This window comes from Robinsoniella sp. (assembly GCF_034124845.1).
Genome location: NZ_JAWYAJ010000451.1, coordinates 1 through 11,011 on the forward strand (window position 1 = coordinate 1; position 11,011 = coordinate 11,011).

Consider the following 11,011-nt stretch of genomic DNA (forward strand, 5'->3'; position numbering starts at 1 on the left):
TGCAGAAGGTGTAGAGACACCGGAGCAGGATAAGTTTATTAAGGAATCCGGTATTGATTTTATCCAGGGATTCTTATATGCACGACCAATGCCCGGGGATGAAATGCTGAAGTTATTGTTGGCGGAAAAACAGGGCAGTAAATGACAGGAGAGCAGGACAGTTGATGAATTTTAAATGTTACGAGCACAAAGCACAATATTATGAGACAGACCAGATGGGAATTATCCATCATTCCAATTATATCCGCTGGTTTGAAGAAGCCAGAATTGATCTCATGGAGCAGACAGGTCTTGGATACCAGGCAATGGAAGAGGCTGGGATTTTAAGTCCCGTACTCTCTGTAAAATGCCAATACAGAACCATGGTACATTTTAACGATACGGTACTGATTGAGGCACGGTTAAAAAAATATAATGGTATTAAAATGACCTTGTCTTACATCATTCGGGATAGAGAAACGAAAGAAGTCCGCTGTAACGGAGAGACTGAGCATTGCTTCCTTTCCAGGGAAGGGAAGCTTATATCATTAAAAAAAGCCAATCCTGCTTTTGACCAGATGTTTCGCGGGATTTTATGCGGTGATTGACTGCATTATAGGAAAATCAACACTTTTATTAATATAAGTTAATAAAGAAATCAAAAAATAGTCCGGTATTTTAATATAATCTGTAAAGAGAAAGAATATAGAGCCTTAATATTCCCAGCCGTCATAATTCTCTCAGATTTGTAAATAACCGGACTTTTATGATGCATAAAAAGTAGGAAAAAGGTAGAAATCTTTCGTTGGACATGTTGGAAAGAGTTTTATTTCGAGCAAGACGATTAATTTAATATATTTGTTAATATAATAACGGATTTTTCGAAATATACTTAAAATAATATATAACTTGACACAATTTGGGCAAGGTGATACAATAATTTTATACAAAATAACGACATAAAATGGGTGGTGATTTTAAAAATACGTGATAATCACGAATAAAGAGTATTGGTAAAAGGAAATGGCACAGCGGGGTGTCTTTTTTTAATACCTATATTGCGGTTGTGAATGAAAACTAAAAACGATTCCATTTATAAGGAGGTATTATTAATGGGTGATGTTGAACAATTAAGACAGGAGAGAACGCAGATCTTTCATGATGTGTTTGATAACAAGATTCCGAAACGTGTGCCGATCAATGTAAATCTAACGCTGGAAGTCGTTGCAGGATATGCGGGTGTGGACGGAAAAGAAGCTGCTTGGCATCCGGAGATACTGATGCAGGCTGCAGATGAATTGTGCCAGAAGGTGCCCTCTGATATCTGTGTATTTGGCGGAACGATACGTATGCCGGATTCCTATCAGGCCCTTGAATCTAATAACTTTAAAATGAATAAGTCAGGGCTGATGCAGCATCCCAATACAGTAGGTCTTTTGCCGGAAGAATATGATGATTTTATTGAGAACCCGATTGATTGTCTGATCGAGAAGATTCTTCCCAGGAACTATAGTGCACTGGATTTTGCCAAAGATCCTGTGAGAGCCATGTTTGCTTTAAATCAGGGGATGACGGCGCGAAACCAGTTTATGATGAAAAATGGTGCAATCATTGGAGCGCTGACTCAAAAATATGGTTATTATGCGGCAGATCCTGCAACGAAAGCAATGTGTTATGCGCCTCTTGATATTTTGACAGACAATATGCGAAGTTTAAGCGGCATGTGCATGGATCTTCGCAGAAAGCGTGATAAAATTGCAGCTGCAGTGGAAGCTGTATATCCCCTTAATTATATGGTTGGTATTCCAAAGAAGATCAGCAATTATGGACAGGTATTCTTCCCACTGCATCTGGCTACTTATATGAAGGAAAAAGATTTTGAAAAATTATGGTGGGAACCATTCCTGCGTCAGGCAAATGACTATGCATCCCTGGGTCTTCATATGAATGCATTTTGCGAACATGACTGGATGCGTTACCTGGATTATCTCTACGAAATGCCGACTGATACATACCTGACCTTCGAGATCGGTGATGCGAAGCTGGTGAAAGAAAAGCTTGGAAAGAAACATATCCTTGCAGGACTGTTCCCACTTGGCATGCTGAGAACGGCTACCAAACAGGAATGCATTGACTATACCAAAGAATTCCTGGATATCATGATGCCGGATGGTAAATTTATATTCCAGTTTGACAAGGGAGCTTTGACCTATAACGACATTAACCTTGAGAACCTGATTGCTGTCTGTGAGACAGTACGGGATTATGGGGTATACAAAAATGCAGGTGAGACAGCGGGAATGCAGTTTAATAAGGAAGATTACACACATTCAGAAGTAGCACCGATTCAGAGTAAGTATTACCGAACCTGGGAGCAGTATCAGCAATTAAATCCGGAAACGCCGGAAAGTGCCAGGGAAATTGTTATGAATCTGGAAAATGATATTATAAAATATTTGTATTTCTTATGTGAATAAAGTCAAAACCCCGCTGCAGGCAACGGGGCATCAAATTTGTAACGCTGAGAGCAGCGGGGTATTTATTCTCGGCTTTTGCTCCGGTCGTTACGAAACGAACGTCCAATGGACGTACAGCAACCCTCGCAGCAGTCGCCAAATGGACGCTCCAGCGTGTCCGATTGGCTCGTTGCTCGAGGGAATAAACCATGCGGATGGATAGGAGGATTTTATATGGCGGATTTTGGAAGATTAAAGGATGCAATGGGAGATTTAGAGGAAGATGAAGTATTAGAAATACTGGAGAAAGTAATGGAAGATGGCGGGTCTGAAGCCGGAGAGGCGATGAAAGCGTGTCAGGATGGGATGAATATTGTGGGCGAGCGTTTTGCAAGCCAGGAATATTTTGTATCGGATCTGATTTTCTCCGGGGAGTTGATGACGGAAGCTATGGATATTATTCGTCCGGCACTTTTGTCTCAATCCAGTGAAAAAGCGGGTAAAATGATCTTATGTACCGTAGAAGGCGACCTTCATGACATTGGAAAAAATATTGTAAAAGCAATGCTGGAAGCAAGTGGATTTGATGTTGTGGATATGGGAATCGATGTTCCGGCAGCAGAAATTGTAAAAAAAGCAAAAGAAGATGGCATTCATATTATCGGTCTCAGCGGTGTTCTGACACTGGCGATTGATTCTATGAAAGCTACGATCGAGGCATTTAAAGAAGCAGGTCTGCGGGAAGATGTCAAGATCGTAATCGGTGGTGCACCGGTTACAGAAAAGGTTTGTGAACTTGTAGGTGCAGATGCCTGGGCAATAAATCCGGCAGATACAATCAAAACTTGCCGTGAGTGGTCCGGCAGTGCAGCATAGGTGGTGGATATATGATAATAATCGGAGAAAAAATCAATGGTGCAATTCCATCGACTGCAAAAGCGATAGCAGGCAGAGATGAAGAATATATTCGTAATCTGGCAATCCGCCAAACGGAAGCCGGAGCCAATTTTCTGGATGTGTGTGCAGGAGGCGCTCCGGAGAAGGAGCTGGAGGAACTGATCTGGCTGATGAATATCGTACAGGATACGGTAGATACCCCACTTTGTCTTGACAGTCCCAATCCTCAGATCTTAAAAGAGGTGATGCCTCTGGCTAAAAAGAAGGGAATTATCAATTCTGTGTCAGGAGAAGGGGATAAATGTGAAGTGATTTTCCCATTGTTAAAGGATAATGATTGGGAAGTAGTTGCATTAACCTGTGATAATAAGGGCATTCCGGCAGACGCAAAACGCAAAACGGAGATCGCCTTTGAACTGATCGAAAAAGCAGCGGAATACGGTATTGGACCGGAACGTATCTACATTGATCCGTTAGTGCTGGCGCTTTCGGCAGTAAATGATTCCATGCTGAACTTTATGGAAGCGATCCGTAATATTAAAGAGAAATATCCGACAGTTAAAATAACGTCGGGATTATCCAATATTTCTTACGGAATGCCTTACCGGAAAATCGTGAATCAGAATTTCCTTGCGCTGGCACTATCTGCGGGAATGGATTCCGCTATTGTAGATCCTACAAACCGGGATACCTACGCAACGATTTTAGCAGCCGAAGCACTGCTTAATCAGGATCGTTTCTGCAGAAAGTATAACAAAGCATTCCGGGCAGGGAGAATTGGACCTGTGAAAGACAAGTAACCCATGCGCCAACCGACCGGCGTAAATACGCCCCTATATATTGATCTTTATGCCGGTCTACACTTGAGAAGGAGGCGTTTCGTATTATGAATACTACCATCATAGGATGTAAAACCCTTCAGGATGAACTGGAAACCGCCCTCCAAATAACCGGATTAACCTATCCGATCATCTGGATAGAGTCGGGACTTCACAATACTCCGGATAAATTAAGAGCACGGTTACAGGAGACATTCAGTGGAATTACAGATTGCGAAAGAGTACTTGTGGCAATGGGATTTTGTGGTAATTCGGTGCAGAATTTAAAGGCAGGTAACTTTGAAGTAATTATTCCCAGAGTGGATGACTGTATTACACTTTTACTCGGCTCTGTTCAGCGAAGAGAGGAGATAGCAAGGCAGAAAGGCACCTATTTTCTCAGCAAAGGGTGGCTGAACGGAGAACAGAATATATGGGCGGAATATCAGTATGCCCAGAAAAAGTACGGGGTAAGAAGGACGAAGTCGCTTTACAGAGAAATCTTGAAGCATTATAAAAGGCTTGGAATATTGGATACCGGATGCTATCCCATTGAGACACTCATGGAAGAAACAAAAGAAATCGCAGTTACACTGGAACTGGAACAGGAAAAACTCGGTGCATCAGTTGACTATCTGGTGCAATTATTGAAAGGCCCATGGCCTGCGGGACGTTTTCTAACAGTTGCCCCCAATGCAATTATTGAATATCGGGATCTGTGGTTGAAATAGAACAGGATAAATTTGGGTTTCGCTGATTTGTAGCCTGAAAATTTCGCTATAGTATTAGAGCGTGGTTTAGAATTGCTGGGAACTTCATAAGAAAAGACGGTATCTTAATAGTTCGGATACCGTCTTTTTTGCATATGATGCAGTTAATTAAGTTATCAAAAAGAGAGTTAAGATTTTAACCCGTCCAGATCCCGGTAAAATCCGGGATAACTGATATTTACACAGTCTGCATCTTCAATATGAGTTGTGCCGCTGCTTGCCAGCGACGCAATAGCAAATGACATGGCAATCCGATGATCTTTATGGCTTTGAATCGTACTGCCGTGAAGAGCAGTCCCGCCGTTTATAACCATGCCGTCATCCGTGCCCTGGATATCGGCACCCATGGAAGCGAGGTTATTCACCATTACGTCAATGCGGTTAGATTCTTTCACCTTTAGTTCCTGAGCATCTTGAATAACTGTGGTACCTTCGGCAAAACAAGCTAGAATTGCAACGACGGGCAGTTCATCAATGAGTGTCGGAATGATGGAGCCGCCTACTGTTATGCCTTTTAGGTTACTGTGCTTTACAAGAATATCTGCAGTAGGTTCGCCATTATCACAATTTTCATTAAGCAGTGTAATATTACCGCCCATTTCCCGGCACACGTGCAGGATGCCGTCTCTGGTGGGATTGATGCCAACATTTTTAATCAGGATCTCAGAACCGGGTACGATCAGTCCGGCTGCAATAAAGTAGGCAGCGGAGGAGATATCTCCGGGAACAGATACCTGCTGTCCTTTTAAAACCGGATTTGGAAGGATTGTAGCAGTTGTTCCTTCGCAGGTGACGTTACCGCCGAAATAATTCAGCATAATTTCCGAGTGGTTTCTGGATACAGACGGTTCCGTAACGCTGGTAGGGGTATCTGCATACAGTCCTGCAAGCAGAACAGCAGATTTCACCTGAGCAGATGCTACCGGTGAGACATAGTGTATTCCATGCAGCGGTTTACCAATGATCCGAAGAGGGGCACAGCCGTTATCCCGGATGCTGACCAGTTCGGCACCCATCATGGATAAGGGATCCATAATCCGCTTCATGGGACGTTTCTGAATGGAATCATCGCCGTTTAGAATACTTTCAAAAGACTGACCGGACAGAATACCTGAAATCATCCGTGTAGTAGTACCGCTGTTGCCGGTATCCAGAATATCTGTGGGAGCGGTGAGTCCATGGAGTCCTTTCCCATGTATGCGGATGCAGTCCGGGGTATTTTCAATAGCAACGCCCAGCTTTTTAAAGCAGCTGATGGTAGAAAGACAGTCAGCCCCCTGTAAAAAATTTCGCACTTCTGTTGTTCCAAGTGACAGAGCGCCGAACATAACGGCACGATGTGAGATGGACTTGTCACCGGGGACTGTAATTTCTCCTTTTAACGCTTTTGTTTTTGTGAATTCCATAAAATTAAAATCCTCCATATGTACAATCATCCGTAAAGTAAATGTAAAATGCGAATAGCAAATAAGTGTTAAAATACAGCTTGTAAATTGCAGCGTCACGTCTTAAGCATGTAAAAACACGTTTAGGCATTGGGATTACCGTTCATAAACCGTATAGCGGTATTTTCTCAACAGATCAACAGCCTTTTTTAATGCATTTTCTTCATAAAACTCTACCTGCAGTACAGCTTCTTCGAATTCACGGTTATGTACGATACCGATGTTCTTAATGCTGATTCCGTTGGTTGCAAGAATGGTTGCCAGAGCAGCGATCCCGCCGGCCTCGTCTACCATATCGCAGTAAAGCATATGAACCTTTTTCAGAGGACCGCTGGAAGAGTCGGAGATGGAATCCCTGTACTCCCGTGAGCTGTCAAACAACTGATAGATATCCCGGCTGTCTTTTTCGGTTAAAGCGGCCTTTACCTGGTTCAGACTTTCAATATAGCGGTTTAGAACGGTCAGGATATTACTGCTGTTAGTTGTACAGATCTGCTCCCACATTTCAGGAGAAGAAGAAGCAATCCTGGTAATATCTTTAAAGCCTCCTGCTGCAATTGTTTTCATGGTTTCATTCCTGGTATCGGAATCTTTTACCAGATTCACCAGGGTGGAAGCGATAATATGGGGCAGGTGGCTGATGGCAGCCGTTGCAAAATCATGTTCTTCATAATTTAATACAAGGGGTATTGCTTTTAAGTCAGATACAAATTTTTGATACTTTTGTACCTTTTCTGCCGGAACAGTGGAGGATGGGGTAAGAATGTAATAGGCGTTCTCAATTAAATGACGCTTTGCATTTATGATCCCCGTCTTTTCGCTGCCCGCCATGGGATGCCCGCCGATGAAGTTATCCTCCATTCCAAGGGCAATGACTTTCTCGTGGATATCGGTCTTCGTGCTGCCTACGTCCGTCAGGATACAATCTTTATTAATTAAATTTTTCAACTGACTGAGATAAGCGGCATTGGATTCTACCGGAGCGCATAAAAATATATAGTCGCAGCTGCCAAACTCCGGTGTAATCCCTTCGCATGCAGCATCAATAATGCCTTCCGCCAGAGCATAGTCAATCGTAGACCGGCTTCTGGTATGGGCAATTATTTTTGTTTCCGGATAAAAATAGCGGATGGCTTTGGCAATCGACCCGCCAATGAGTCCCAGGCCGATAAAGCCAACGGTTACATCATTCATTTAAAAGTCCTTTCTGCAAGTTTTGCAAATGGAGTCAGTTCATCAGAAAGTCCATCGAACTGCTCAAAAGTCAGTGACTGCGGCCCGTCGGAAAGTGCGCATGCCGGATTGTTATGAACTTCAATCATCAGTCCGTCTGCTCCGGCTGCAATTGCACATTTAGCCAGAGGTGCTACATAAGCTCTAACTCCGGTAGCATGGCTTGGATCCACGATGATCGGAAGATGGGACTTGGATTTAATAACCGGAACAGCGCTGATATCCAGTGTATTTCTGGTTGCCGTCTCAAAGGTACGGATTCCTCTCTCGCAGAGAACTACATTTGGATTTCCTTCCGCAATAATGTATTCTGCAGCATTTAACCATTCATCAATTGTTGCAGCAAGACCGCGTTTTAATAATACCGGAAGTCCGGAACGCCCTGCTTCTTTCAGCAGCTGGAAGTTCTGCATATTTCTGGCACCGATCTGAATCATATCCACATATTTAGCGGCTGCCTCGATTGCCTTTTCGCTGATTACTTCACAGATAGTGCTCAGCCCCGTTTCTTCCCTGGCTGTCTGCATATAACGGAGTCCTTCTTCTTCCAGCCCCTGGAATGAGTAGGGGGAGGTACGAGGCTTGTATGCGCCGCCGCGGATAAAGGTTGCTCCTGCTTTTTTAACGGCATGGGCAATTAAAAGCAGCTGTTCTTCCGACTCTACTGCGCAGGGACCAGCCATGATCGTTAAATTATTCGGACCGATTTCAGTATTGCCTACTTTAATTACACTGGGTTCCGGATGGAATTTTTTGTTGGATAATTTGTAAGACTCCGTTACCGGAACGATCTTATCAACGCCGGGAGCGATCTCAAGATTCTGGTTGGACAGTTTGGATTTGTCCCCTACCACACCAATAATCGTTACTTCCTGGCCCTGTGACAAATGGGTTTCTAATCCTTTGGATTTTATTAACTGCACCACGTGGTCAATGTTTTCCTGGGGTGCGTGAGGTTTCATTACAATAATCATAATTTTATTCTCCTTCTATGTTTAGCTCCTGTTATTCTACTATTGAAAAGCACTTCTGTCAATACTTTGTCACTTTAACGCGGCGAAATTTTGGGGCTAAAAAAATATTTGTTAAAAGTGAATAAAATACTTGAAATATTGTGACAATTTTAGTAAAATATATCCATAGACTAAACAAGGGATGACAGCAGTGTCATTCGCAAAATAACTAGTATTGGAGGAATTGAATATGAAAGTGTACACATCAGACAGGATTCGCAACGTAGTTGTCTTAGGGCATGGTGGAGCAGGTAAGACCAGCTTAGTGGAAGCAATGGCTTATTTATCAGGAATTACCAGCAGATTAGGCAGCGTAACAGAAGGCAATACCGTAAGTGATTTTGATAAAGAAGAGATCAAAAGAAAATTCTCAATCAGCACATCCGTTGTACCGATTATTTGGAATGATGTCAAAGTGAATGTTTTAGATACCCCCGGATACTTTGATTTTGTAGGTGAAGCGGAAGAGGCAGCTGCAGCAGCAGATGCAGCGGTGATTGTCATTAACGGAAAAAGCGGTGTGGAAGTGGGAACACAGAAGGCATGGGATCTCTGTGAGAAATATAAATTACCCAGAATGTTCTTCGTAACAAATATGGATCTGGACAATGCCAGCTACCGAGAAGTAGTGGAGCAGCTGACCGATTTGTACGGCAAGAAGATAGCTCCAATCCATCTTCCCATTCGTGAAAATGAAAAATTTGTAGGATATGTAAATGTAGTTCGGAAAGCCAGCAGGAAATGGGTTGAGAAAGGACAGAAGGTAGACTGTGAGACTCCGGAATATTCATTGGAGTACCTTGAAAAATACAGAGAGATTCTACTGGAGGCTGTAGCTGAGACAAGCGAAGAATTTATGGACCGGTATTTTAGCGGCGAAGAATTCTCCGTTCATGAAATTATGGCGGCTCTGACCGTAAATGTATCCGATGGCTCCATTGTCCCGGTATCTATGGGATCCCCTGTAAATATCCAGGGTGTGGCGAACCTTCTGGATGATATTGTACAGTATTTCCCAAGCCCGGATAAGAGAACTTTTGCCGGAATTAATATGAAGACCAAAGAAATCTTTGAGGCGAATTATGATTTCGCCAAGGCAAAATCAGCATATATTTTCAAGACAATTGTAGATCCGTTTATCGGAAAATATTCATTGATAAAAGTATGCTCCGGCGTTATTAAGAATGATGATACGCTGTTTAACTATGATAAAGATTTGGAAGAGAAGATTAATAAGCTGTATGTATTTGAGGGAAGCAAGCCGGTTGAAGTTACGGAATTACATGCCGGTGACATCGGAGCGATCGGAAAACTGTCCCATGCACGTACCGGTGATACCCTGTCCACGAAGACGACTCCAATCCAGTATGGCAAGATGGATCTGTCTGTTCCTTATACATATAAGAGATATAAGGCGAAGAACAAAGGGGATGAGGATAAGATCTCACAGGCGCTGACAAAGATGATGCATGAAGACCTGACCATGAAAGCAATTAATGACGGAGAGAACCGCCAGTCCCTGCTGTATGGTATGGGAGATCAGCATCTGGATATTATTCAGAGCAAATTATTGAGTAAATATAAGATTGAAATTGAACTGGATAAGCCGAAGGTTGCATTTAGAGAAACCATACGCAAGAGTTCCGATGTGGAATCAAAATATAAGAAGCAGTCCGGCGGACACGGACAGTATGGTCATGTTAAGATGCGTTTTGAACCATCGGGTGATCTGGAAACGCCATATGTATTCGAACAGGTAGTAGTGGGAGGTGCCGTTCCGAAGAACTACTTCCCGGCAGTTGAAAAGGGAGTCCAGGATTCTATGCAGAAAGGACCTCTGGCAGCATATCCGGTGGTAGGTGTGAAAGCGGTGCTTTATGATGGTTCTTATCACCCGGTAGATTCTTCTGAAATGGCGTTTAAGACCGCAGCAGTTCAGGCATTCAAGAAGGGATTTATGGAAGCTTCACCGGTACTTCTTGAGCCAATCGCATCCTTAAAAGTAACAGTTCCCGATAAGTATACCGGTGACGTTATGGGCGATATGAATAAACGCCGCGGCCGTGTACTTGGAATGAACCCGGATTCAAAAGGAAACCAGATAATAGAAGCCGACATACCTATGACAGAACTTTATGGATATTCCACAGCACTTCGCTCTATGACAGGCGGAAGCGGTAACTTCTCATATGAATTCGCACGTTATGAGCAGGCGCCATCTGATATTCAGGCAAAAGAAGTCGAAGCCAGAGCAAGTAAAGTAAATACAAATGAAGAATAAATTGGAATAGGAAAGGGGGGCATAAGTTTGCCCCCTTTTTGTTTATAAGAAATACAGCAGACACGCTCTAGAGCGTGTTTGAAAATTCATTCCCGCCATCTGCACGCCCCACTTAGCGG

The 11,011-nt window shown here is 43.1% G+C and carries 10 protein-coding genes; 6 read left to right on the forward strand and 4 right to left on the reverse strand.

Features of this window, described 5'->3' with window-relative positions; translation table 11 throughout:
- The first annotated feature begins 164 nt into the window (after window positions 1-164).
- The 5 genes from ACH2DQ_RS22235 (at window position 165) to ACH2DQ_RS22255 (ending at window position 4,881) form a co-directional block, all read left to right on the forward strand.
- Complete coding sequence (locus ACH2DQ_RS22235; protein WP_394913454.1) at window positions 165-587, forward strand: acyl-CoA thioesterase; 423 nt, start codon at window positions 165-167, stop codon at window positions 585-587.
- A 504-nt stretch (window positions 588-1,091) separates the two neighbouring features.
- Window positions 1,092-2,456 carry a hypothetical protein gene (locus tag ACH2DQ_RS22240; protein ID WP_394913455.1) on the forward strand — a complete coding sequence of 455 codons (1,365 nt, stop codon included), beginning with the start codon at window positions 1,092-1,094 and terminating at the stop codon, window positions 2,454-2,456.
- 213 nt (window positions 2,457-2,669) lie between these two features.
- Window positions 2,670-3,311, forward strand: a complete 642-nt coding sequence (locus ACH2DQ_RS22245) for a B12-binding domain-containing protein (protein ID WP_394913456.1) — start codon at window positions 2,670-2,672, stop codon at window positions 3,309-3,311.
- 11 nt (window positions 3,312-3,322) lie between these two features.
- The gene (locus ACH2DQ_RS22250) at window positions 3,323-4,132 is read left to right on the forward strand and encodes a methyltetrahydrofolate cobalamin methyltransferase (RefSeq protein WP_394913457.1); all 810 of its coding nucleotides are present in this window, start codon (window positions 3,323-3,325) and stop codon (window positions 4,130-4,132) included.
- A gap of 86 nt (window positions 4,133-4,218) precedes the next feature.
- Window positions 4,219-4,881 (forward strand): DUF1638 domain-containing protein, encoded by a 663-nt coding sequence (locus ACH2DQ_RS22255; protein WP_394913458.1) that lies wholly within the window; start codon window positions 4,219-4,221, stop codon window positions 4,879-4,881.
- Between the two features lie 167 nt (window positions 4,882-5,048).
- On the opposite strand, the gene aroA is transcribed toward ACH2DQ_RS22255, so the two are convergent.
- From aroA to aroF, 3 genes are all read right to left on the reverse strand, one after another.
- Window positions 5,049-6,326: a 3-phosphoshikimate 1-carboxyvinyltransferase gene (gene aroA / locus ACH2DQ_RS22260; protein WP_394913459.1), complete on the reverse strand. Its 1,278-nt coding sequence runs from the start codon at window positions 6,324-6,326 to the stop codon at window positions 5,049-5,051.
- Between the two features lie 135 nt (window positions 6,327-6,461).
- Window positions 6,462-7,559 (reverse strand): prephenate dehydrogenase/arogenate dehydrogenase family protein, encoded by a 1,098-nt coding sequence (locus ACH2DQ_RS22265; protein ID WP_394913460.1) that lies wholly within the window; start codon window positions 7,557-7,559, stop codon window positions 6,462-6,464.
- Window positions 7,556-8,572 carry a 3-deoxy-7-phosphoheptulonate synthase gene (gene aroF, locus ACH2DQ_RS22270; RefSeq protein WP_394913461.1) on the reverse strand — a complete coding sequence of 339 codons (1,017 nt, stop codon included), beginning with the start codon at window positions 8,570-8,572 and terminating at the stop codon, window positions 7,556-7,558. Before aroF ends, ACH2DQ_RS22265 begins: the two co-directional genes overlap by 4 nt.
- A gap of 229 nt (window positions 8,573-8,801) precedes the next feature.
- Here aroF and ACH2DQ_RS22275 point away from each other — a divergent pair, with 229 nt between their 5' ends.
- Entirely contained in the window at window positions 8,802-10,892 is a 2,091-nt protein-coding gene (locus tag ACH2DQ_RS22275) for an elongation factor G (protein ID WP_394913462.1), read from the forward strand.
- A 42-nt stretch (window positions 10,893-10,934) separates the two neighbouring features.
- On the opposite strand, the gene ACH2DQ_RS22280 is transcribed toward ACH2DQ_RS22275, so the two are convergent.
- Window positions 10,935-11,011 (reverse strand): DUF6783 domain-containing protein (locus ACH2DQ_RS22280; RefSeq protein ID WP_395028378.1); only part of this gene is annotated, 77 nt, incomplete at its 5' end.

What these genes read in the sequence shown, in the direction of transcription:
- ACH2DQ_RS22235 (WP_394913454.1), top strand. Translation starts at nt 165, where the DNA reads ATGAATTTTAAATGTTACGAGCACAAAGCACAATATTATGAGACAGAC.
- ACH2DQ_RS22240 (WP_394913455.1), top strand. Translation starts at nt 1,092, where the DNA reads ATGGGTGATGTTGAACAATTAAGACAGGAGAGAACGCAGATCTTTCAT.
- ACH2DQ_RS22245 (WP_394913456.1), top strand. Translation starts at nt 2,670, where the DNA reads ATGGCGGATTTTGGAAGATTAAAGGATGCAATGGGAGATTTAGAGGAA.
- ACH2DQ_RS22250 (WP_394913457.1), top strand. Translation starts at nt 3,323, where the DNA reads ATGATAATAATCGGAGAAAAAATCAATGGTGCAATTCCATCGACTGCA.
- ACH2DQ_RS22255 (WP_394913458.1), top strand. Translation starts at nt 4,219, where the DNA reads ATGAATACTACCATCATAGGATGTAAAACCCTTCAGGATGAACTGGAA.
- aroA (WP_394913459.1), bottom strand. Translation starts at nt 6,326, where the DNA reads ATGGAATTCACAAAAACAAAAGCGTTAAAAGGAGAAATTACAGTCCCC.
- ACH2DQ_RS22265 (WP_394913460.1), bottom strand. Translation starts at nt 7,559, where the DNA reads ATGAATGATGTAACCGTTGGCTTTATCGGCCTGGGACTCATTGGCGGG.
- aroF (WP_394913461.1), bottom strand. Translation starts at nt 8,572, where the DNA reads ATGATTATTGTAATGAAACCTCACGCACCCCAGGAAAACATTGACCAC.
- ACH2DQ_RS22275 (WP_394913462.1), top strand. Translation starts at nt 8,802, where the DNA reads ATGAAAGTGTACACATCAGACAGGATTCGCAACGTAGTTGTCTTAGGG.